Source organism: Nesterenkonia ebinurensis (assembly GCF_008711175.1).
GTDB classification, from domain to species: domain Bacteria; phylum Actinomycetota; class Actinomycetes; order Actinomycetales; family Micrococcaceae; genus Nesterenkonia; species Nesterenkonia ebinurensis.
Genome location: NZ_VWNF01000048.1, coordinates 42,930 through 65,119, shown reverse-complemented (window position 1 = coordinate 65,119; position 22,190 = coordinate 42,930). Strand labels below are relative to the sequence as shown.

Here is a 22,190-nt window from a genome sequence, read left to right as displayed (position 1 = left end):
CGATGACGACGATGGAGTACTCCGCCGACGATTCCCGTGAGGTCTCCCGGTCCGTGCCGGTCTCCAAGGGAAGGATTGTGGTCAACTGGCTGACCACCACTGATCACAAGACCATTGGGTACATGTACCTGATCACCTCCTTCCTGTTCTTCTGCCTCGGCGGCGTGATGGCGTTGATCATCCGGGCTGAGCTGTTTGAACCGGGTATGCAGTTCCTGCAGACCAAGGAGCAGTACAACCAGCTGTTCACCATGCACGGCACGGTGATGTTGCTGATGTTCGCGACCCCGCTGTTCGCAGGGTTCGCCAACGTGATAATGCCGCTGCAGATCGGCGCACCCGATGTGGCCTTCCCGCGCCTGAATGCTCTGGCCTTCTGGCTGTTCCTGTTCGGGTCCCTGGTGGCCGTGGCCGGTTTCCTCACCCCGCAGGGAGCAGCATCCTTCGGCTGGTTCGCCTACGCCCCGCTGTCTGACACCACCTATTCACCGGGAGTCGGTGGAGACCTATGGGTCTTCGGCCTGGCCCTGACCGGTTTCGGCACCATCGCCGGCGGTGTCAACTTCATCACCACCATCATCTGTATGCGCGCTCCGGGCATGACCATGTGGCGGATGCCCATCTTCACCTGGAACACCCTGATCACCTCGATCCTGGTGCTGATGGCCTTCCCGCCGTTGGCAGCAGCTCTGTTCGGACTCGGCCTGGACCGGCGCTTCGGCGGCCACATCTTCGATCCGGAATCCGGCGGTGCAATCCTCTGGCAGCACCTGTTCTGGTTCTTCGGGCACCCTGAGGTCTACATCATCGCCCTGCCGTTCTTCGGCATTATCTCCGAGATCCTGCCGGTGTTCAGCCGAAAACCGATCTTCGGCTACAAGGGCCTGGTCTACGCCACCATTGCGATCGCCGCCCTCTCGGTGACCGTCTGGGCGCACCACATGTACGTCACCGGTGCGGTGATGCTGCCGTTCTTCGCTCTGATGACCATGCTGATCGCGGTGCCCACCGGGGTGAAGTTCTTCAACTGGATCGGCACCATGTGGCGAGGTTCCATCACCTTCGAAACACCGATGCTGTGGAGCCTGGGCTTCCTGGTCACCTTCCTCTTCGGCGGTCTGACCGGAATCATCCTTGCCTCCCCACCGCTGGACTTCCACCTCTCGGACACCTACTTCGTGGTGGCCCACTTCCATTACGTGGTCTTCGGCACCGTGGTCTTCGCGATGTTCGCAGGCTTCTACTTCTGGTGGCCCAAGTGGACCGGGAAGATGCTCAACGAGCGGCTGGGCAAGATCAGCTTCTGGATGCTGTTCATCGGCTTCCACGGCACCTTCATGATCCAGCACTGGCTCGGCGTGATGGGCATGCCGCGGCGCTACGCCGACTACCTGGTCGAGGATGGCTTCACCGCCATGAACCAGTTCTCCACCGTGTTCTCCATGCTGCTGGGCGCCAGCCTCATCCCGTTCTTCTGGAATGTATGGATCACCCACCGCAAGGGCAAGAGGGTCCTCGTGGACGACCCCTGGGGCTTCGGCGGTTCCCTGGAATGGGCCACCAGCTGCCCGCCGCCGCGGCACAACTTCCACTCATTGCCGCGGATCCGCTCGGAGCGCCCGGCACTGGATCTGCACCATCCTGAGCTCTCCGAACGGCACAGCCTGCATACCCCGGCAGGCAAGGTCTTCGGCCCCGCTGACCAGAAAGACAAGGCAGGTATCTGAGCGTGCGCACCAATATTGTCCTCTTCGGCGGCATCGGCGTCTTCGTTCTGGTGGTCGCCTTCGTCTATGGTTTCCTTACCGGCTTCGGCGAGCTTGCCGGCTTCCCGCTGCTGCTGCTCACCGCAGGCCTGGGCTTCATGCTCTGGTGGTACCTACGCTCCACGGATAAGCACCATGAGGTGCTCGACGGCGACAACCCTGAGGGTGAGATTTCAGATATGGCCGGAAACTATGGCCAGTTCTACCCCTGGAGCTGGTGGCCGCTGGGCCTGGGCTTCTCCCTGGCCTTCCTGTTCTTCGGCATCGCCATCGACTGGTGGGTTCTGCTCATCGGCCTGATCCCCACCCTGTTCTTCATCACTGGTTGGGTGATGGAAGGCAACCGCAAGACCTACGCCCACTGAGACACTGCTTGTGAAGCCCGTCGCAGACATCTGCGACGGGCTTCACTGTGCCCGATAGGATAAGCCGCTATGGCCGTACGCCCGATTCTCATCCACGGAGAGCCAGTCCTGCACCGCAGGGCTGATGAGGTTCAGAAAATCGATGAGCAGATCCAGGTGCTCATCGCCGATATGGACCAGACCTTGGACGCCTCTCACGGTGTAGGACTGGCCGCACCCCAGATCGGGGTCGGTTTGCGGATCTTCAACTGGAAATACCCCGAGACAGGCGAAGCGCCGAACCGGGGAGTGATCATCAACCCCAGGCTGCGACTGATCGGCAGAGTCTCCCAGGAAGCCCCAGACCCTGAGAACGAAGTCGAGGGATGCCTCTCCGCACCCGGGTACAGCTTCCCACTCAAACGCAGCGATCATGTGGAGATCATCGGCCTGGACGCTGAAGGGCAACCGCTGAACTTTGCGGCCACCGGCTGGTTCGCCCGCATCCTGCAGCATGAATACGACCACCTGGACGGTTATCTCTACGTCAACCGGCTCAACGACCGCTATGCCAAACAGTGGAAGAAAGTGGTCAAGCGCGAGGGCTGGAAAGAAGCCGGCAACTCATGGCTTCCCGGAGTAGATCCGGACCCGTTTGGGCAGGACTAGTCCCGGCGGCACAGCGCCGGCCTGGGGGCCTTGAAGTCGGCGCACCGCTTTGCTCGCGCCTCAGCCGTGGTTGCTGAACTCTACCCAATGGTGGAGCACCTGGGCAGCGGCTCCTGAGTCAATGGACTCGGCTGTCAACTCCATCTTTTTCCGCAGCCGGGTGACCAGGGCCTCGTCGCACGCTGTCTCATCCAGGGCGACCAACCCGGCAGCAGCATTGAGCAGCACAGCCTCACGTACCGGCCCCGGCTCGCCCGAGAGCACGCCTCGGACCGTCTCAGCGTTCTGCTGAGCAGTTCCGCCGCGCAGGTCCTCCACCGCCACCTGATCCAGCCCCACATCAGCAGGCCGCAGCTCGGTGTGGGTGACAGCTCCGTTGCGGACCTCCCAGATATCAGTGGTCGCAGAAGTAGTGATCTTATCCCGGCCGTCCTGCCCCCGGAAGACCAGCGCCCGGGTACCGCGCACCGCCAGTGCCTGGGCGATCTGCGGGGCAAGCTCCAGACTCGCGCAGCCCAGGGCCTGCGCCGCCGGCCGGGCGGGGTTGGAGACCGGACCCAGGAAGTTGAACACCGTGCGGACCCCCAGCGCCTTGCGGGCGCCCATCACATGCTTCATCGCAGGATGGAACTGCTGGGCGAACAGAAAAGTGATCCCCACCTGCTGCGCAGCGGCCGCCACACGTTCAGCGGGAAGGGTCAGGTCCACGCCCAAGGCCTCGATCACATCGGCCGCGCCGGCGGTGGTCGATGCCCCGCGGTTGCCGTGCTTGATCACCCGGGCTCCAGCACCCACGGCCACCAGTGAACTCATCGTGGAGATATTCACCGTGCCCAGCCGGTCCCCGCCGGTGCCCACAATGTCCACCGCAGGGCCAGCGATACTCACCGGCACCGCCTTGGCCATCATCGACTCAGAGAGCCCCAGCAGCTCCTGACCAGTCTCGCCCTTGGCGCGCAGCGCTACCAGGAACCCGGCCACCTGCCCCTCAGTCAGCTCACCGCTCATCAGCCGGTCCATCGCCCAGGCTGAGGTCTCCGCAGTAAGATCCTGCCCAGCCAGCAGAGTCTCCAGCAGTTCCGCCCAAGTCATCGATTCAGCACTCATGGTCACCACAATAGCCACCCTGTGGAGCTCACGCCGGGCGACTTTTACTACGACGTGTAGAAATATTTGTGCAACTTTCGTCACCCTCGCCATCCGCCGATCCCAGGAAACACGCGGGAACAGCGGAAAGGTGCCGATGCCGGCAACGCGCCACGCCACCATCTGCGTATGCAAAGCGACCAGTTTTCAGGACATAATGTCTCTGTGACGTCTGCAACCCAAGCCCCCGCAGCACCGGCACGCACGCTGCCCAACCGGCCGGACATGGTTTCTGTGGGAACCATGGTGTGGCTGACCAGCGAGCTGATGTTCTTCGCCGGACTCTTCGCCATGTTCTTCACCCTGCGCTCCACCCAGGGTGAGATGTGGGCCGTATACAGCCAGGAGTTGGACATCCTGCTGGCCGGCATCATCACCGTGATTCTGGTGACCAGCTCCTTCACTGCGCAGTTCGGCGTCTTCGCCGCTGAGCGCCACCAGCCGCGCCGCACCGGCGGGCTGTGGAGCGTGAAGTCCTGGGGAATGGTCGAGTGGTACATACTCTCGTTCATCCTGGGTTCGATCTTCATCGCCGGCCAGTCCTACGAGTTCGCCGTGCTGGTCTCTCACGGGGTGGCCATCCAGACCAATGCTTTCGGCTCAGCCTTCTACATCACCACCGGCTTCCACGGGCTGCACGTCCTCGGCGGTCTGTTCGCCTTCCTCTATGTGATTATCCGCGCCTACTTCAGCGTGAAGTTCACATCCCGGGAAGCGCATGCCGCGGTAGTGATCTCCTACTACTGGCACTTTGTGGACGTGGTCTGGATTGCCCTGTTCGGCCTGGTCTACATCCTGCCGCTGCTGGTTTAGCACGACGACGCCCCACCCACCCAAGCTTGTACACCGCACCGAGAAGAAAAGGAACCGGCTGACAGTGAAGGCACTCTCGCAGAAGCGCCGCCACCCGTTCGCGTTCGTGGCGCTGCTCCTTTTGGGGCTGCTGCTCACCGGCGGACTCTACGCCGCCGCGACCACGGTGAACCAGGCCCAGGCCTCCAACGTTCCCGACGGCTACAGCGCTGACCAGGTCGAAGAGGGCGAACGACTCTTTGTGGCCAACTGCGCCACCTGCCACGGCATGAACGCTGAGGGCACTGACGCCGGACCCTCCCTGGTCGGGGTCGGTGCGGCCTCAGTGGAGTTCCAGGTCGGCACCGGCCGGATGCCCATGCAGATGCAGGGCCCCCAGGCCCAGCAGAAGCCCCCGCAGTTCAACAATGAGCAGACCACCCAGCTGGCCGCCTATGTGGCATCCCTGGGTGCCGGCCCCGCAGTCCCCGACGACGAATGGCTGGACGTGGACCAGGGCGACCCAGCCCGCGGCGGTGAGCTCTTCCGCATCAACTGCGCCATGTGCCACAACGCAGCCGGTGCCGGCGGTGCGCTCACCGAGGGCAAATACGCTCCCAGCCTGCACGGTGTGGAAGCGGTCCACATCTATACGGCAATGACCACCGGTCCGCAGAACATGCCGGTGTTCAACGATGCCAATATTCCGCCGGAGGACAAGCGTGACATCATCGCCTTCCTCAAGACCTACGAGCAGCAGGGATCCCCAGGCGGATTCTCCTTAGGCTTCCTCGGACCAGTCTCTGAGGGGCTGCTCATCTGGACTCTGGGCCTAGCATTGCTGATCGGCTCAATGGTCTGGCTGACCTCCAGATCCTCATGACCCCAGGCTCCCACCCGCACCCCAGAAGCACTTGAGACACAGCAAAGGACACGAACCATATGGCCGAGCACGGTAACGGCGATACCGGCGCCGTCGTCACCACTGGCGAGGGGGCGTCGAGCAGCTATGCCATCGACAACCCCGGCCTGCCGCCGCACCGCCCTAGGCTGGCCGATGTTGATGAGAAGTATGCCAAGCGCAGTGAGCGCCAAGTGGCTGTGCTCTTCCTCATCTCCATCATCGGCACGGTGCTCTTCTTTGTCGGCTACTTCGCCGTGGCACGGATGGACGCCTTCGACGACTACTTCGAGGGTATGACCGCACTGCGCGTACAGAACACCCTGCTCGGAGTCGGCTCCGCCCTGGCCATGCTCGGCATCGGCCTGGGCGTGGTCCACTGGGCCAGGACCTTGATGCCTGACCACGAGGTGGTCGAGGACCGCAAGCCGCTGCGCACTGAGGCGCACCGGGCCGAGGCGGAGAAGATCGTCACTGAGGTCATCGACGAGACTCAGATCAAGCGCCGCCCCCTGCTGCGCAACACTCTGATCGCTGCGGCCCTGCTGGCACCCCTGCCGGCCTTGGTGCTCTTCCGCGACCTGGACCGCAGCGAGGACTTCGGCGTGGAGCGGATGCGCCATTCCCTGTGGGGCGAGGGTGTCCGCCTGGTCCGCGACCCGGTGGGCACCCCCATCCGGGCCTCCGACCTCACCATCGGCTCCGCGATGCACGTGATCCCAGAGACTCTCCGCGAGATTCCCGGTCACGGTACCCGGCTGGCTGAGAAGGCCAAGTCTGTGGTGCTGCTGATGCGCATGCACCCCGATGACTTCGGCGAACAGATCTCGGGCCGCGAGGACTGGACCCACCAAGGCATCATCGCCTGCTCTAAGGTCTGCACTCACGTGGGCTGCCCAGTGGCGCTCTACGAGCGGCACACCCACCACCTGCTCTGCCCCTGCCACCAGTCCACCTTCGATGCTGCGGAGAATTTCAAAGTGGTGTTCGGCCCGGCCGGGCGGCCGCTGCCGCAGTTGCCGATCTCAGTGGATGAGGAAGGCTTCCTGATCGCTACCAGCGACTTCACCGAACCTGTGGGCCCCACCTACTGGGAGCGCGGCCATACCGATCCGGAAGGTGACTACCCAGCATGAGTGCCTCCAAAGAGAAGTACACCGAGGTCCAGTACCTCGAGGTTGACCAGTACCAGCCGAAGACCCGCACCGGCCGGATCACCAACTATGTGGACACCCGCGTAGGGGGCACCGGCATGGTTCGTGAGTTCGGGCGCAAAGTCTTCCCGGACCACTGGACCTTCATGTTCGGTGAGGTGGCGCTCTACAGCTTCATCATCACCGTGCTCTCCGGGGCGTTTTTGACCTTCTGGTTCGATCCCTCCATGTCCACCACCCGCTACTCCGGCTCCTATGCCCCGCTGCAGGGCCTGGAGATGTCCATGGCCTATGCCACTGCCCTGGAGCTCAGCTTTGACGTGCGTGGCGGACTCTTCATGCGCCAGCTGCACCACTGGGCTGCTCTGCTGTTCGTGCTGGCGATGAGCGTGCACATGCTGCGTGTGTTCTTTACCGGCGCCTTCCGCAAACCGCGCGAGTTGAACTGGGTGGTCGGCTCTGCCTTGCTGATCCTGGGCCTCGGCGCCGGCTTCACCGGCTACTCGCTGCCTGATGAGGTGCTCTCCGGAAACGGGCTGCGCATTATCGACGGTATGCTCAAAGCCATCCCGGTGGTGGGCACCTACATCAGCTTCTTCCTCTTCGGCGGTGAGTTCCCCGGCAATGAGGTCATTCCCAGGCTGTACACCCTGCACATCTTCATCATCCCGGCGCTGATCCTGATCCTGATCGCGGTCCACCTGTTCATGGTGGTCACCCATAAGCACACCCAGTACCCGGGGCCGGGTCGCACGGAGCGCAACGTGGTCGGCTACCCGATCGGTCCGGTGTATGCGGCCAAGGCCGGCGGGTTCTTCTTCATCGTGCTGGGCATTCTGTGCCTGATCGCCGGGACTTTCCAGATCAACGCACTGTGGAATTACGGGCCCTACGATCCCTCACCAGTGCAGGCCGGTGCCCAGCCCGACTGGTACATTGGCCCCTTCGAAGGTGTGCTGCGCCTGATGCCCGGTTACCTGGGCCCGATCCCACTGGAGTTCAACATCCCCACCCCGTGGGGTGGTAACTCCGTAGCCACCCCGGTGCTGATCCCGATGATCCCGGTGGCGCTGATCTTCCTGGGCATGTTCATCTGGCCCTGGATCGAGGCCTGGATCACCGGGGACAAGAAGGAGCATCATCTGCTGGACCGTCCACGCAATGCTCCCACCCGCACCGCCTTCGGTGCCGCGGTGATGACCAACTACCTCATCATGTGGGGCATGGGGTCCAATGACCTGATCGCCACCCATTTCGGACTCAGTCTCAACGACATTACCTATTGGTCCAGAGTGCTGTTCTTCCTGGGGCCGGTGATCGCCTATATCCTCACCAAGCGGATCTGCCTGGCTCTGCAGCGCAAGGACCGGGAGGTCGCCCTGCACGGCCACGAGGCCGGTGTGATCGAGGTCAGCCCCGAGGGCGGCTTCAGCGAGAAGCACAAGCTGCCCAGCGAGTACGAGTTCTGGACCCTGGTCTCCTACGAGGCTCCCGAACCCAGCGGCCCGAAGACCAATGCCAAGGGCAAGGTCACCCGGACAGAGAAGCTGCGTGCCCGGCTGAACCGCATGTGGTTCGAGGACCGTGTGGAGCCGGTGACCCGTGAAGAGTACTTGGAGGCTCTAGAACACCACGGCCACGATGACCACTCCGAAGGGCTAGAGGCCGCCCAGTCCCGCGGTGCCATCGAACAGCACTAGGGTCCAGGTACCGCAGACCTCTGCTGCCTGACGGTAGGGGTCTGTCTCGCTCGGCTGCGCCGAGCAGCGCTTTCTCATTCGGTGGTCTCTTGCGACGATATTTTGGCCTGAAAACAGTCCAGCACGTCGTCGTAGGTGACCACTGTATGTTTGTGGCGGCGCGACGAGCGCGCAAGCAGGTGCAGGCAGGGCGCTGACTGAGGCGGGAACCCTCATCGCGACTCTACCGCGGGCTGTCGGTTTCCTCTCGGATGATGCTACGCAGCTTGGCCAGGCGCTCGGCCAGGGTTCGTTCATTACCGTTGCCGGTGGGCGAGTAGTAATCAACGCCCAGCAGATCGTCTGGGGCGTACTGCTGGGCTGCCACATGGTGTGGAGCGTCATGTGCGTACACGTAGCCTTGGCCGTGTCCTAATCGCTCCGCCCCCTTGTAGTGCGTATCGCGCAGATGCGCTGGCACCGGTGCTCCCTTGCCCGCACGCACATCAGCGATCGCCGCATCCAAGGCCTTGTAGCTGGCGTTGGACTTCGGGGCGGTGGCGATATGCACTGTGGCCTGAGCCAGAATGATCCTGCCCTCGGGCATCCCGATCAGCTGCACCGCCTGGGCGGCAGCCACCGCAGTCTGCAGAGCAGCCGGGTCCGCCATCGCCACCTCCTCGCTGGCGGCGATCACCAGCCGACGGGCGATGAACCGGGGGTCCTCCCCGGCCACGATCATCCGGGCCAGGTAGTGCAGCGCGGCATCCACATCGGAGCCGCGCAGCGACTTGATGAACGCCGAGATGATGTCATAGTGCTGATCGCCGTCCCTGTCGTAGCGCTGTACGGCAAAGTCTGCGGCCTGTTCGGCATCATCAGCGGTGATGGTCTCCGCATCCCGGCCGGCGGCGACTGCGGCGGCAGCCTCCAGAGTGGTCAGCACCCGGCGGCCATCTCCTCCAGAGACGCGCAGAATATGGTCCCGAGCCGTATCCGCCAGGCTGAACTTCCCGGCCAGTCCGCGCTCTTCGACCAAGGCCCGGTCCACCAGGCCGTCCAGATCCTCCCGGCTCAGGGAGGTAAGGGTGAGCAGCAGGGACCTGGAGAGCAGAGGCGCCACCACGCTGAAGCTGGGATTCTCCGTGGTGGCGGCCACCAGGATGACCCAGCCGTTCTCCACCCCGGGCAGCAGCGCATCCTGCTGGGCCTTGTTGAACCGGTGGATCTCATCGAGGAACAGTACGGTGGTCAGTCCCCGCAGGTCCCGGTCCGCCAGGGCGGAGTCCATTACCTGGCGCACATCCTTGACTCCGGCCCGGATCGCTGAGAGCTCCACGAACTTCCGGGTGCCGCCCCGGGCGATCACGTGCGCGATGGTGGTCTTGCCGGTGCCCGGGGGCCCATAGAGGATCACTGAGCTGGGCCCAGCCGGTCCACTGGTCCCTTCAGCCAGCACGCGCAGCGGGGAGCCACCCTTCAGCAGATGCTGCTGGCCCACCACCTCATCCAGGGAGCGCGGCCGCATCCGCACTGCCAGCGGAGTATGACGACGCCGCCCCTCCACCTGTTCAGGCGAGGGGACGGCGTCGTTGTCTTCCTGGGGTGCGGAGAAGAGATCGCCACTCATGGGTCCAAGCCTACTTGCCGTCCCCCACACCAGAGCGCGCAGAGATCAGCTACCAGGCCCTGCATCACCACACCGGTGAGGAGCTTCAAGAGACTGAGCAGTACCCCTTCGACCTGGAGATTCAGGTGGGCGCCAGCGGTGAGGATCTGGTGGTCTCGGTCCGCGGCCCGCTCTCTTGCACCGCACGCTGATACCTACCCGGTTCTGCGCCTGGCTCGGTCACATATGCCTCCGGGATGTGCTCCACTCCGCCAGACTTGCCCAGTACGCACCCTCGCACATGCCCACAACGGCAGCGTCTGCCGGCGGAACCTCTGATCGGCGCCGAGTTCAGTCCTGAGCGGCAAGGTCCTCGAGCCAGTCACTCCAGTACTGCTTCCAGGCCTGGGCTCCCTGCGGGTTTGGAAGCTTCTCGTGAGTCACCACGAGCTTGCATCCTGATGATGCCGGCTCCACACGGAACTGCAGGATGCCGAGGGTCTCGCCGGAATCCGCATCGGCGATCGAGAACTTCGGCGCCTTGGTGGTGGGCTTGGAGCGGGCTGCTGAGGTGAGTCCCGGCAGCAGTGAAGCGCGGGCGTCGTCGTCGTTGAGCATCGCGCGGAACTGTGTGCCCGCCAGGTCGAGTGTCTTAGTGCGCGAAACGGTGAAGGTTCCATCCTTCATCTGGCCAGGCAGCCGTAGGCCGGTGATCCGCTCATAGCCGACGGTCACTCCCTGGGCCCACCAGCCGTCCACGCCGTGCTCCTCAACTACCCAGGCGGCGATGGCGGTGTGTCCGGCCTCCCGCCCTGGTCCGGCGTCGATCAGGGCAACCCACTCGTCCCAGCCGTTGCCGGTGTTCTCACGGATCTTCTTGCTGCTGACATCGGGGGAGGAGACCCAGCCGGAGCCGGCGGGTGCGGGATCGGTCTGTGCGAGCAGTGCGGACCGTGCCGCAGTGTAGCGCTCGCCGGTCTTAGCCATCCGGGCGCGGATGCGCTTCTTCAGAGATTCTTGGGCGGTCATCGGTTTCTCCGTCTCTACAGGCGCAGGTCAGCGGCTCGCGCCCGCAGGACATGTGCCTGTTGTCAACGGGTGTCCGGTTGTTCCGCACGCCGAGCACTCATGGTCCCCTTTGCCTCCGCCGCTTACGCGGCCCCTGACAGCGCGAGCATCAGGTGCAGAAGGTTCGGCGAGGCGCATCGCCGCTGTCCATCATACTCAATACCGCAGGCAGCGATGTGCTGGGAGACTCGGCCCGTCTGTCGGGCTGGTGGTGCCATGCATGACGGTGGGAGTCCCCGCCGCCCCCAGATCCGTCTTCGGCTTCAGGGCCGTTTTCAGCACAGGAAATCAGCAGCAGAGACCCGCTGGACAGGCTGGCTGACCAAGCTCGAAGGCGCAAGATGCGCCTCCTGGGCTACTCGCTCTTCGGCTCCGGCTTGGCATCGACCCCGGCTTCCTTGCGCTGCGCCGGGGTGATCGGGGCCGGAGCGGCGGTCAGCGGATCGTAGCCGCCACCGGTCTTCGGGAAGGCGATCACCTCCCGGATCGACTCCTCCCCGGCCAGCAGTGCCACCACCCGGTCCCAGCCGAAGGCAATGCCGCCGTGCGGGGGAGCTCCGTACTTGAAGGCATCCAGCAGGAAACCGAACTTCTCCTGCGCCTCCTCCTGGGAGATCCCCATGACTCGGAACACCCGTTCCTGCATCTCACGCTGGTGGATACGCATCGAGCCACCGATGATCTCATTGCCGTTGCACACCAGGTCGAAGGCATTGGTCAGCGCCTCACCCGGGTTCTGGTCAAAGGTGTCAGCCCACTCAGGTTTCGGTGCGGTGAAGGCATGGTGCACAGCGGTCCAGGCGCCAGAACCGACAGCGACGTCGCCGGCTGCCTTGGCATCCGCAGCAGGCTCAAACATCGGGGCATCCACTACCCATACGAAGGACCAAGAGCCGGGCTCAATCAGCCCCACCCGCTCGGCGATCTCATTGCGGGCCGCACCCAGCAGCGCCCGGGCCGACTTGGTCTCATCGGCGGCGAAGAAGATGCAATCACCGGGCTTAGCTCCCACAGCCTCAGCCAGCCCGGCCTTCTCCGCATCAGAGAGGTTCTTAGCCACCGGGCCGCCCAGCTCACCGTCCTCGGTCACCAGTACGTAGGCCAGGCCCTTGGCGCCACGCTGCTTGGCCCATTCCTGCCAGGCGTCCAGGGTGCGCCGCGGCTGGGAGGCGCCGCCAGGCATCACCACAGCGCCCACATAGGGGGCCCGGAACACCCGGAACGGAGTGTCTTTGAAATACTCAGTTAGCTCGGTCAGCTCCAGGCCGAACCGCAGATCCGGCTTATCCGAACCGTACTTCGCCATGGCCTCGGCATAGGTGATGTGCGGGATGGGGAGGGCCACCTCAACCCCGATCAGCTTCCACAGCGCGGCAATGACCTTCTCGCCCACAGCAAGCACATCGGCCTGCTCCACAAAGGAGGCCTCAATGTCCAGCTGGGTGAACTCCGGCTGCCGGTCGGCTCGGAAATCCTCATCGCGGTAGCAGCGGGCCAGCTGGTAGTACTTCTCCACCCCGCCGACCTGCAGCAGTTGCTTGAACAGCTGCGGGGACTGCGGCAGTGCGTACCAGGAACCGGGTGCCAGGCGTGCCGGGACCAGGAAGTCACGTGCCCCCTCAGGGGTGGAGCGGGTCAGCGTGGGAGTCTCCACCTCAATGAAGCCCTCACTGTGCAGCACCTCGCGGGCCACCCGGTTGGCCTCCGAGCGCAGCCGGATCGCCTTGGCCGGACCCGCACGGCGCAGGTCCAGGTAGCGGTGACGCAGCCGGGCCTCCTCGCCGACCTCCACATGGGCATCGATTTGGAACGGAAGCGCGGCAGCAGCGTTGAGCACCTCAACGGTCTCAGCGATGACCTCCACCTCGCCCGAGGACAGGTTCGGGTTCTCATTGCCGGCCGGACGGCGCTCCACGGTGCCGAGGATCCTCAGCACCCACTCATTGCGCAGCGGATCGAAGTCAGCCTCATCACGCACCACCACCTGGGCGATGCCAGTGGCATCACGCAGGTCCAGAAATGCCACGCCGCCGTGGTCTCGGCGGCGGGCCACCCATCCGGTCAGGGTCACGGTCTGGCCAATCAGCTCGGCGTTGATCTCGCCGGTGGTGTGTGTGCGGAGCACAGCGTCCTTCCTTAAAGTCCTTCAGTCTTACGAACGATCTTGGGGATGATGTCTTCAGCCGGCGGGGCCCAGCTGGCCGGATCGGCCGGTGCCTGGTCACCGGAGCGGATGTCCTTGATCTCGTGGCTGCCGTCTTGATCGGTGAACCACACGAACGGGATGCCACGTCGGTCAGCGTACTTGATCTGCTTGCCGAACTTCTCCGCGCTGAAGGCGACCTCGGCGCTGATGCCCCGGGCGCGCAGCTGATCGGCCACGTCCTGTGCCGCAGCCCAGTCTTCGTCTGAGCGCAGAGTCACGTACACCGCAGTGGGCACAGAGCGCGACGCCGCCAACTCACCTGAATCGATCAGGGCACTCAGCAGCCGGGTCACCCCAATGGAGAGCCCGACGCCGGGGAATGTCCGCTTGCCCTTGCTCGCCAAGGACTCGTAGCGGCCTCCGGAGCAGATCGAGCCCAGCTCCTCGTGTCCAGACAGCACCGTCTCCACCACCGTGCCGGTGTAGTAGTCCAGGCCGCGGGCGATCGAGAGGTCAGCCTCGGCGCGGCCGGGAACCCTGACGTTGAGTTCACTCATCACCTCAGTGAGTTCGGCCAGGCCCTCCTCCAGAAGCGAAGTGTCCAGAGCTGCCGGGTCGGCACCGTCGGTCAGAAGAGCGCGGACCTGATCGGCGAACGAGGTGTCTGATGTGCGGATCTGTGCCAGGGCCAGCGCCTTCTGCGTCTGCTCCTCAGTGGCGCCGGCGGTCTCAGCCAGTTCTACGGCGACTCGGGACGCCCCGATCTTCTCCAGCTTGTCCACCGCGCGCAGTACCGCGGCGGTGTCTTCCAAGCCGATTGCCCGGTAGAAGCCTTCAGAAAGCTTACGGCTGTTGACTCGAAGGGTGAACTCACCGATCTGCAAGGCATCCAGGGCTTTTGCCATCACCACAGCGATCTCCACATCAGCCCGGGTGCTCAGGGCGCCGTCGCCCACAATGTCGATATCGGCCTGGGTGAACTCGCGGAACCGTCCGGCCTGGGGCCGCTCGCCCCGCCACACCTTCTGGATCTGGTATCGGCGGTAGGGAAAGGTCAGGTATCCGGCGTTCTCGGTGACATAGCGGGCGAAGGGCACCGTGTTGTCAAAGCGAAGAGCCAATTTGGGCTCTCTGCCGGAGCCGGCGTCGTCGTGAATTCTGGAGACCGCGTAGATCTCCTTGTCGATCTCACCCTTCTGCAGCAGGGTGTCCACCGTCTCCACGGCACGGGTCTCCAGGTTGGAGTAGCCGTGGGCCTCGAAGACCTCACGCAGAGTGTCGAGCATATGCAGCTCCACCAGCCGCTCGGCTGGAAGCAGCTCGAGGTAGCCGGAGAGAGAGGCGGTTCTCGCCATAGGTGCTCAACACTCCTTGAACAGGTGGGGGTCATAGGCTATATGCCAAACCACCCCATCATACGCATCGCAGGCAGACATCACGGTACGCTTGGATGCATGAGTCCTGCTGCAGTCAAGCCGAACTATCACCAGACCCCGCTGGAAGCGATCCGGGACCATGCCCGGGTCGATGACGAGGGCCATGTCTATGCTCTGCCCACTGAGGAGGGCGGCGAAGAGGTCCACATCGGCCAGTACTCCGCCGGAGACAAGGATCAGGCGCTGCAGTACTTTGTGCGCAAGTTCGACGACCTCTACAACCGGGCGCTGCTGCTGGCTGCCCGGGTGGCCACCCACGCTGACTCTGCAGCCCACCTGCGCTTCAGCCGCCAGCAGTTGGTCAAAGAGCTGGAGAACGGCACTTGGCTCGGCGATGTGGAGGACCTGCGCGGGCTGCTCACCGAGGTGGGGACCGGCATCGCAGCGATTGCCGCCGAGGAGGATAAGCAGCAGCAGGCCGCCGTGGAGGCCAAGATCGCCAAGCGCGAGGAGATCGTGGCTGCTGCCGAAGCCCTGGCCGTCAGTGACTCCGAGAGCACCCATTGGAAGTCCGCCCAGGAGCAGCTCAACGAGCTGTTCGAGCAGTGGAAGACTGAGCAGCGCACCCCGCCCCGGCTGACCAAAGCCCAAGAGGATCCGCTGTGGAAGCGGTTCAGGGATGCGCGCAGCAGCTTCGAGCGCAGCCGCAAGGCATTCTTTGTCCGCCGCGATAAGGAGGCCGCAGAGATCAAACGAGCCAAGGACGAGCTCATCGCCGAGGCGGAGAAGCTCTCCGGCTCCACTGAGTACGGACCCACCACCAAGGCCTACCACCGGCTGATGGATCAGTGGAAAGCGCTGGGCAGAGGCCCGCGCAAGACCGAAGATTCCCAGTGGAAGCGATTCCGCGCCGCCCAGGATGTCTTCTTCTCAGCACGCGATGCAGCCAATGCCAAGATCGACGCCGAATACGCTGAGAACCTCAAGAAGAAGGAAGAGATTCTCGGCAAACTCCACGAGCTGATGCCCTTCACCAAGCCGGCAGCCGTGCGTGACCGCTACTTCAAGCTGCTCGATGAATGGGATGCCGCAGGCAAAGTGCCCCGTGCTGATGTCAAGCGTATGGAAAAGGCAATTGCTGAGGTTCAAGACGCATTCCGTGAAGCGGAAGGAACTGTTCGCAGTCCGCGTGAATCAGCTCGCAGTGACCGGCAGTCAGACATGATTTCTCAGCTTGAGGACACTATTGCTGGCCTGGAAGCAGAGTTGGCTGAAGCGCAGTCAAGCGGAGATGACAAGCGCAGACGAGAGGCCGAGGACGCCCTGGCGGCACGCCGGAGCTGGCTGCAGATGCTCACCTCGAGCTGAATAACGGATAGATTACAATCGTTAGGTCTATGGATAGATGTTTATCTATTTGTGACCCGTCCTGCCGTCAACCTGCCCAGCGAGGAACTGCGTGAGCGATGAACAGCCCCCGGAGGTGGGGTCCCGGCGCCGCCGCCGGGAGATTCGCGAAGCACGGGAACGTGAGCGCGCCGCCCAGCAGGAGCGTGAATCCGCAGTACGCCGGCTGAGCAGCTCATCCACGGCCGGCACCACTTCCAGCGGACGCCGCGGCACAGGACAGCAGGCTCAGCCGGAGCAGAGCACTGATGCTCCGGCACTGTTCGACCAGGAGACAGCCACTCCCAAGGACCAGCGGCGCAGCCGCCGCCTCCGCCAACAGCCGGCCCAAAGCAGCACTCCCCAGGACAGTTCGGCACCTGCCGGTTCACCTCAGGCCGGTCCGACACCCCGGCAGCAGACCAGCTCGGCACCCTCTGTAGCATCGGCGTCCTCCTCGGCCTCCGCGGGGCAGGGATTCATCTCACGCCGTGAGCGCCGTCGACGCAGTACTCCCACCGGCGGGGGTGGGCCTCTGACATCTGAGACCCACGCGGATGTCGAGCAGCCAAGTGGGCCGCCTCAAGCAACCCCGCCCGGGGCTCGACCGGCTGCAGCGGCGCCGGCCTCTACATCTGAAGAGACCCAGCAGAACCAGGCAGTCCCGCCTGCCGGAGCTCCAGCTGATGCGCCGACCGCTGAACCGCAGCAGCCTCAGACACCTCCTGGACGGGTTGAAGAGCCTCCCACCGGGGAGGCAGCGCCTGAAGCGGAGCCGACCCCACTCCCTTCTGCCACTTCCCCCGCCACACCTTTCGAACATGTGGTCGCCCCGCATTCGGCCGCCTCCCCAGAACCGGAGGAGGCGCACTATGAGCCTGAGTACGAGGAGTACGAAGACTTTCACGACTATCACGAGGCTGACTGGGAAGGCGACTACCAGGAGCACGAATACGACGAAGACGGCACCCCTGTTCTGGTGGGTGCTTCCGGATATGGGCGCGGGTACCAGACCGTTGCTCCGATGGAGGGACGCGTGAGCCGCAGCCTGCTCAAGCAGCGTAAGGCTAAACGCCGGCGCAGGAACATTACTCTGGGAATCATCGTGCTGGCCTTCGCCGGCGTGCTGTTCTGGCTTTTCAGCTTCCTGCAGGGCCTGTTCGCAGAGGAAGAGATCGCCGACTACGACCAGGTGGCCGGTGAGACCGTTGAGTTTGAGATCTATCCGGATGAGGGCCTGGCCTCAGTGCAGCATCGGCTGGTGGACGAGGGGATCATCGCCAGCCCGGAAGCGTTCCAACAGGCGCTTGAGGACTACGACGGCGATACCACCCACCATGCCCGCACCTATATTCTGCGTGAACAGATGCCTGCCGCTGATGCCCTGGACATACTCCTGGAAGACGGTCCGCCGGTGACCTACTTCAATATCAACCCCGGCTATCACCTGGACGAGATCCTCGAGGTCATCGCCGCAGCACCGGGGACTGAGGTGAGCTTGGAGGAGCTGCAGGAGCTGAGCCAGAACCCTGAGCAGTTCGGTCTGCCGGAAGAAGCCCAAGACCTTGAAGGCTTCATCGCAGCAGGGGAGTACCAGCCGGAGCTGGAGGCCAGTGCTGAAGAGATCCTCGAGGAGGTGGTAGCCCCCACCTTCCAACGCCTGGAAGATGCGGGAGTCACCGATCCCGAGGAGCAGTGGGAGACCATCATCGTTGCCTCCCTCATCACGGCAGAGGCCAATAACAGCCTCACCGAGGAACGCAGCCAGGAAGAACGCTTCGAGGACTATCGAATCATGGCCGGGGCCATCCAAAACCGCATCAATAACCCGAGCCACGAGGGAATCGGCGGCCTGCTGCAGATCGATGCTACGGTCAACTACGGCATCGGCCTCACCGGAGACCTGCACTTCCCGGAGGAGGAGCGGCTCAATGAGGACAACGAGTACAACACCTATGTGCACCCGGGCCTGCCGCCAGGGCCGATCGGCGCCCCGGTAGCAGACACCATTGAGGCAGCCGCCGACCCGGCCGACACTGACGCCTACTTCTGGGTGACGGTGAACCCTGTGACCGGTGAGACCCGCTTCAATCAGTGGTATGACGACCATGTGGCCGATACTGAGGAGTTCCTGCAGTTCTGTCAGGAGAACCCGGGAGCCTGCGGTCCCGCCGATGTGGAGTCCGCCGAGGAGGAGCTCGAAGAATGAGCCGCCCAGCGGCAGGCTGGCAGGCAGCCGTCCTCGGCTCACCGATCAGCCACTCCAGATCCCCGCAGTTGCACGCTGCCGCCTACCAGCATCTGGGGGTGAGTATCAGCTACCGCCGGATCGAGGTGGACGAGACCACCCTGGATGACTTTCTCACCGGAGAAGGGGCTGAGCCTGACTGGGCAGGGTGGTCGGTGACCATGCCGCTGAAGGCAGCTATGGTGCCGCAGATGACCACAGTCTCCCCCAGGGTAGAGACCCTTGGGGTGCTCAACACTGTGCAGGTCGGAGCTGCTGGCCCAGCAGGCCGTACTCTGCATGGAGAGAACACCGATGTGGACGGCATCGTCACAGCCCTGCAGGAACAAGGGGTGAGCCGCTCGCACACAGCAGCAGGGACTTTCGCCGTGCTCGGCGCCGGTGGGACTGCCGCCGCGGCTTTGGCCGCAGCCAAAGAGCTGGGCTTCAGCCAGTCTGTGGTCTATGCGCGCAGCATCCAGCGTGCCGCTGCCGCCGCACCTCTTGCTGAACAGTTGGGTCTCAGCCTGCGGATCAGGCCCTTGGGCACATTCGGTGAGGATATCGCCCAGCCCGACTGCGGCGTCGTCGTCTCCACTCTGCCGCCCCGGGCCGCTGATTCGCTGGTGGGTGATCTTCCTGACAGGCACCCTGCCGCCCCCGTGCTGCTGGATGTCGCCTATGACCCCTGGCCCTCTGCTCTGGCCGCGGCCTGGGAGCAGCGTGGCTGGGCGGTGACCAGCGGCCTGGAGATGCTGCTGCACCAGGCGGTGAAACAGGTGGAGCTGTTCACCCAGCACACGCACAGTCCCGCTGCAGCGCAGAGCCCCAGCGAACACCGGAAGATGGTCCGGGCCATGCGGGCGGCCCTCGGGTTAGGATGAACTCCATGCTTCGCTGGCTTACTTCCGGAGAATCCCACGGCAAATCCCTTGTCGGCATCGTTGAGGGGCTGCCCGCCGGGATCGGACTGACCACCGCCGATGTCCAGGCTGCCCTGGCGCGGCGCCGCCTCGGCTACGGGCGCGGGGCCCGGATGAAGTTTGAGCAGGATCAGGTCCAGCTGCTGGGCGGAGTCCGGCATGGACTGACCATGGGCGGGCCGGTGGCCATCGAGATCGCCAACACCGAATGGCCCAAATGGGAGAAAGTCATGTCCGCCGACCCGGTGGAGGCCGAAGAGCTGGAGGGCCTGGCCCGCAATGCGCCGCTGACTCGCCCCCGGCCCGGCCACGCCGACTACCCCGGCATCCAGAAGTACGGGTTCGCGGAGGCCCGCCCGGTGCTGGAGCGCGCCTCCGCCAGAGAGACCGCAACCCGGGTGGCCCTGGGCACCGCAGCCAACCAGCTGCTCGCTGCCCTGGGCATCCGCACCGTCTCGCACACCGTGGCCATCGGCAGTGTCTCCGTGCCCGAGGATGCCCGGGTGCCCACCGCCGCAGATGTAGAGACCCTGGACGCCGACCCGCTGCGCTGCCACCATGCTGAAACCTCGGAGGCCATGGTGGCTGAGGTCGACGCCGCCCACAAAGCAGGAGAGACCCTGGGCGGGGTGGTCGAGGTAGTAGTGGACGGAGTGCCCCCGGGGCTGGGCAGCTATGTGCACTGGGACCGGCGGCTGGATTCCCGGCTGGCTGGAGCCCTGATGGGCATCCAGGCCATCAAAGGGGTCGAAATCGGTGACGGCTTCCGCACCGCGGCCCGTCGCGGCAGCCAAGCCCATGACGAGATCGAACTCGACGAGCACGGTGGCATCCGCCGCAGCACCAACCGCGCCGGCGGGATAGAAGGCGGTATGAGCATCGGCGACAGCCTCCGGGTCCGGGCGGCGATGAAGCCCATCGCCACCGTCCCGCGCGCGCTGGGCACCGTAGACATCGCCAGCGGGGAGCCTTCCACAGCCCATCACCAGCGCAGTGATGTCTGCGCGGTACCAGCAGCCGGAGTGGTGGCCGAGGCCATGGTCCAGCTGGTCATCGCCCAAGCAGTGCTGGAGAAGTTCGGCGGTGACAGTCTCACCGAGGTGCAGCGCAACCTGGCCAGCTACCTGAAGGCGCTGCCTGAGCTCGGCACCGATCCGGCAGCCGCCGGCCACGAGGGAGATCCTCTCCAAGCCCCGGCCGCCATGCAGCCGTGATGCCCGGCAACGTAGTCCTCATCGGACCCATGGGGTCGGGGAAGTCCAGTGTGGGCGCTGCCCTGGCCCGCCGACTCAGCCGCCCCCATGTAGACACCGACCATTTCTTCGTGGCTCGCAACGGGCCCATTCCCCGCTACTTCGCCACCCACGGGGAGCAGGCCTTCCGGGCTGAAGAGGAACGGATCGTTGCAGTGCTGCTGGACGCCCCGCGTCCCTCGGTGATCAGCCTGGGCGGAGGCTCAGTGACCTCTGCGGCCACCCGGAGCCTGCTGGCCGATCACTTTGTGGTGCTGCTCGATGTCACCGCAGCCCAGGCAGAGCTGAGAATCGGCGACGCCGCCACCCGACCAGTACTCACCGAAGGCACTCAGGACCCGCCTATCGAGCGCTGGAAACGGATCTACGCAGAGCGTGAGCCGCTCTACCGGCAGCTGGCAGATCTGGTGGTCAGCGCCGAGGAAGCAAGTATTGAAGACAGAGTCGATACCATCGTTGAGGCCATGCGGAAAGGACGTACGGAGCACAAATGAGTGAATCAGCAGCAGAGACCGCTCCCGCAGCAGCAGAGACCACCGTCATCACGGTAGGGCAGGGCAGTGGAACCGGCGGTCAGGAGCTGGGCTACGGCGTCGTGGTCGGAAATGGCCTGCTGGCCAGGCTGCCCGAGCTGGTGGGCACCCAGACTGAGCGGGTACTGGTCATCCATCCCCGTGCGCTGCGGGCCACCGGTGATGTGGTCAGGGAGGACCTGGAGAAGGCCGGTTACCAGGCGGTGACAGCAGAGATTCCTGATGCAGAGGAGGGCAAGCACATTCAGGTGGCCGCCTTCTGCTGGCAGGTGCTGGGCCAGAACGACTTCACCCGTACCGACGCCGTGGTCTCCGTCGGTGGGGGAGCGGTCACCGATCTGGCTGGGTTCGTGGCCGCCACCTGGCTGCGTGGAGTGCGGGTGGTGCATATGCCCACCACCCTACTGGGCATGGTCGACGCCGCAGTGGGCGGTAAGACCGGGATCAACACCGCAGAGGGTAAGAATCTGGTGGGCAGCTTCCACCAGCCGGCCGGTGTGCTGGCCGATCTGGACACCCTGGCCACCCTGCCCCGCAATGAGCTGGTGGCCGGTCTGGCCGAGGTGGTCAAATGCGGATTCATCGCTGATGAACGGATCTTGGAGATCATCGAGGCAAATCCTGAGGCCGCACAGAACCCGGAGTCGGCCGAGCTGCGTGAGCTGATCGAGCGGGCCATCCGGGTCAAGGCATCGGCGGTGGGTCAGGATGTGCGTGAGGCGGGTCTGCGCGAGTCGCTGAACTACGGGCACACCCTGGGGCACGCCATCGAGCACGCTGAGCGGTACCAGTGGCGGCACGGCGCAGCGATCTCGGTAGGTATGGTCTTCGCCGCTGAACTGGCCCGCAGCCTGGGGCGGCTTTCCGAGGCTGATGCTGACCGGCACCGTGAGGTGCTCACCAGCTTGGGCCTGCCGGTCAGCTACCGCGACGACCGCTGGAACCAACTGCTGGAGGGCATCCGCCGGGATAAGAAGAACCGCGGAGAGACTCTTCGCTTTGTGCTGCTGGCCGGAATCGGCAAGCCCGCCACTGTGGAGATCCCCGATCCCTCCATCCTCTACGCCACCTACCAGGAGATTGCAGAACCGGCCAGCCCCACCATCTCCCTGTAGCGCGGCGGCTCGCGTACCCCTGCCCCCTCCTCTGCTTCATCATCTGCCGGCCGCACCTTGCCACCCCAGCTGTTCCCTTCTGCGACTCGCTTTTCCTGTACTT

19 protein-coding genes are annotated in these 22,190 nt (G+C 64.4%); 14 read left to right on the top strand and 5 right to left on the bottom strand.

Features of this window, described 5'->3' with window-relative positions:
* The first annotated feature begins 2 nt into the window (after positions 1-2).
* From ctaD to def, 3 genes are all read left to right on the top strand, one after another.
* A complete protein-coding gene (gene ctaD / locus F0311_RS15710) occupies positions 3-1,727 on the top strand; it encodes an aa3-type cytochrome oxidase subunit I (RefSeq protein ID WP_150462897.1) in 1,725 nt (574 codons plus the stop codon).
* 2 nt (positions 1,728-1,729) lie between these two features.
* Positions 1,730-2,131 carry an aa3-type cytochrome oxidase subunit IV gene (ctaF, locus tag F0311_RS15705; protein WP_191089976.1) on the top strand — a complete coding sequence of 134 codons (402 nt, stop codon included), beginning with the start codon at positions 1,730-1,732 and terminating at the stop codon, positions 2,129-2,131.
* 69 nt (positions 2,132-2,200) lie between these two features.
* Entirely contained in the window at positions 2,201-2,779 is a 579-nt protein-coding gene (gene def / locus F0311_RS15700; RefSeq protein ID WP_150462895.1) for a peptide deformylase, read from the top strand.
* A 60-nt stretch (positions 2,780-2,839) separates the two neighbouring features.
* Here def and trpD read toward each other — a convergent pair whose 3' ends face one another.
* Positions 2,840-3,886, bottom strand: a complete 1,047-nt coding sequence (gene trpD / locus F0311_RS15695) for an anthranilate phosphoribosyltransferase (protein WP_150462894.1) — start codon at positions 3,884-3,886, stop codon at positions 2,840-2,842.
* 204 nt (positions 3,887-4,090) lie between these two features.
* Here trpD and ctaE point away from each other — a divergent pair, with 204 nt between their 5' ends.
* From ctaE to qcrB, 4 genes are all read left to right on the top strand, one after another.
* The gene (ctaE, locus tag F0311_RS15690) at positions 4,091-4,738 is read left to right on the top strand and encodes an aa3-type cytochrome oxidase subunit III (protein ID WP_223881420.1); all 648 of its coding nucleotides are present in this window, start codon (positions 4,091-4,093) and stop codon (positions 4,736-4,738) included.
* Positions 4,739-4,802: 64 nt separating this feature from the next.
* Positions 4,803-5,600: a cytochrome bc1 complex diheme cytochrome c subunit gene (gene qcrC / locus F0311_RS15685; RefSeq protein WP_150462893.1), complete on the top strand. Its 798-nt coding sequence runs from the start codon at positions 4,803-4,805 to the stop codon at positions 5,598-5,600.
* Positions 5,601-5,659: 59 nt separating this feature from the next.
* The gene (gene qcrA, locus F0311_RS15680; RefSeq protein WP_150462892.1) at positions 5,660-6,754 is read left to right on the top strand and encodes a cytochrome bc1 complex Rieske iron-sulfur subunit; all 1,095 of its coding nucleotides are present in this window, start codon (positions 5,660-5,662) and stop codon (positions 6,752-6,754) included.
* Positions 6,751-8,472 carry a cytochrome bc1 complex cytochrome b subunit gene (gene qcrB, locus F0311_RS15675; protein ID WP_150462891.1) on the top strand — a complete coding sequence of 574 codons (1,722 nt, stop codon included), beginning with the start codon at positions 6,751-6,753 and terminating at the stop codon, positions 8,470-8,472. The genes qcrA and qcrB overlap by 4 nt, the downstream gene beginning before the upstream one ends.
* 223 nt (positions 8,473-8,695) lie before the next feature.
* On the opposite strand, the gene F0311_RS15670 is transcribed toward qcrB, so the two are convergent.
* Entirely contained in the window at positions 8,696-10,081 is a 1,386-nt protein-coding gene (locus F0311_RS15670) for a replication-associated recombination protein A (protein ID WP_150462890.1), read from the bottom strand.
* A 14-nt stretch (positions 10,082-10,095) separates the two neighbouring features.
* Between F0311_RS15670 and F0311_RS18185 the strand changes: the two genes are divergently transcribed.
* Positions 10,096-10,272, top strand: coding sequence for a hypothetical protein (locus F0311_RS18185; RefSeq protein WP_191089974.1), 177 nt, complete (start codon positions 10,096-10,098; stop codon positions 10,270-10,272).
* 139 nt (positions 10,273-10,411) lie between these two features.
* On the opposite strand, the gene F0311_RS15665 is transcribed toward F0311_RS18185, so the two are convergent.
* From F0311_RS15665 to hisS, 3 genes are all read right to left on the bottom strand, one after another.
* Positions 10,412-11,089 carry a hypothetical protein gene (locus F0311_RS15665; protein ID WP_150462889.1) on the bottom strand — a complete coding sequence of 226 codons (678 nt, stop codon included), beginning with the start codon at positions 11,087-11,089 and terminating at the stop codon, positions 10,412-10,414.
* Positions 11,090-11,483: 394 nt separating this feature from the next.
* Complete coding sequence (aspS, locus tag F0311_RS15660; protein WP_150462888.1) at positions 11,484-13,253, bottom strand: aspartate--tRNA ligase; 1,770 nt, start codon at positions 13,251-13,253, stop codon at positions 11,484-11,486.
* A gap of 11 nt (positions 13,254-13,264) precedes the next feature.
* A complete protein-coding gene (gene hisS / locus F0311_RS15655) occupies positions 13,265-14,629 on the bottom strand; it encodes a histidine--tRNA ligase (RefSeq protein WP_150462887.1) in 1,365 nt (454 codons plus the stop codon).
* 99 nt (positions 14,630-14,728) lie between these two features.
* On the opposite strand from hisS, the gene F0311_RS15650 reads away from it, so the two are divergent.
* The 6 genes from F0311_RS15650 to aroB all read left to right on the top strand — a co-directional run bounded on the left by F0311_RS15650 (position 14,729) and on the right by aroB (position 22,087).
* Positions 14,729-16,018: a DUF349 domain-containing protein gene (locus F0311_RS15650; protein WP_191089973.1), complete on the top strand. Its 1,290-nt coding sequence runs from the start codon at positions 14,729-14,731 to the stop codon at positions 16,016-16,018.
* 91 nt (positions 16,019-16,109) lie between these two features.
* A complete protein-coding gene (locus F0311_RS15645) occupies positions 16,110-18,245 on the top strand; it encodes an endolytic transglycosylase MltG (protein WP_150462885.1) in 2,136 nt (711 codons plus the stop codon).
* A complete protein-coding gene (locus F0311_RS15640) occupies positions 18,242-19,147 on the top strand; it encodes a shikimate dehydrogenase (RefSeq protein ID WP_150462884.1) in 906 nt (301 codons plus the stop codon). The genes F0311_RS15645 and F0311_RS15640 overlap by 4 nt, the downstream gene beginning before the upstream one ends.
* A 5-nt stretch (positions 19,148-19,152) precedes the next feature.
* Positions 19,153-20,400 (top strand): chorismate synthase, encoded by a 1,248-nt coding sequence (gene aroC, locus F0311_RS15635; RefSeq protein ID WP_150462883.1) that lies wholly within the window; start codon positions 19,153-19,155, stop codon positions 20,398-20,400.
* Positions 20,400-20,933 carry a shikimate kinase gene (locus tag F0311_RS15630; RefSeq protein WP_150462882.1) on the top strand — a complete coding sequence of 178 codons (534 nt, stop codon included), beginning with the start codon at positions 20,400-20,402 and terminating at the stop codon, positions 20,931-20,933. Before aroC ends, F0311_RS15630 begins: the two co-directional genes overlap by 1 nt.
* Entirely contained in the window at positions 20,930-22,087 is a 1,158-nt protein-coding gene (aroB, locus tag F0311_RS15625) for a 3-dehydroquinate synthase (RefSeq protein ID WP_150462881.1), read from the top strand. Before F0311_RS15630 ends, aroB begins: the two co-directional genes overlap by 4 nt.
* Positions 22,088-22,190 lie beyond the last annotated feature (103 nt).

Bases quoted from the DNA above. Each gene is read 5' to 3' on its own strand.
- F0311_RS15670 (WP_150462890.1), bottom strand. From the start codon at position 10,081: ATGAGTGGCGATCTCTTCTCCGCACCCCAGGAAGACAACGACGCCGTC.
- ctaD (WP_150462897.1), top strand. From the start codon at position 3: ATGACGACGATGGAGTACTCCGCCGACGATTCCCGTGAGGTCTCCCGG.
- qcrB (WP_150462891.1), top strand. From the start codon at position 6,751: ATGAGTGCCTCCAAAGAGAAGTACACCGAGGTCCAGTACCTCGAGGTT.
- aroB (WP_150462881.1), top strand. From the start codon at position 20,930: ATGAGTGAATCAGCAGCAGAGACCGCTCCCGCAGCAGCAGAGACCACC.
- F0311_RS15650 (WP_191089973.1), top strand. From the start codon at position 14,729: ATGAGTCCTGCTGCAGTCAAGCCGAACTATCACCAGACCCCGCTGGAA.
- trpD (WP_150462894.1), bottom strand. From the start codon at position 3,886: ATGAGTGCTGAATCGATGACTTGGGCGGAACTGCTGGAGACTCTGCTG.
- F0311_RS15665 (WP_150462889.1), bottom strand. From the start codon at position 11,089: ATGACCGCCCAAGAATCTCTGAAGAAGCGCATCCGCGCCCGGATGGCT.
- F0311_RS15630 (WP_150462882.1), top strand. From the start codon at position 20,400: ATGCCCGGCAACGTAGTCCTCATCGGACCCATGGGGTCGGGGAAGTCC.
- def (WP_150462895.1), top strand. From the start codon at position 2,201: ATGGCCGTACGCCCGATTCTCATCCACGGAGAGCCAGTCCTGCACCGC.
- aroC (WP_150462883.1), top strand. From the start codon at position 19,153: ATGCTTCGCTGGCTTACTTCCGGAGAATCCCACGGCAAATCCCTTGTC.
- hisS (WP_150462887.1), bottom strand. From the start codon at position 14,629: ATGGCGAGAACCGCCTCTCTCTCCGGCTACCTCGAGCTGCTTCCAGCC.
- qcrA (WP_150462892.1), top strand. From the start codon at position 5,660: ATGGCCGAGCACGGTAACGGCGATACCGGCGCCGTCGTCACCACTGGC.
- F0311_RS15640 (WP_150462884.1), top strand. From the start codon at position 18,242: ATGAGCCGCCCAGCGGCAGGCTGGCAGGCAGCCGTCCTCGGCTCACCG.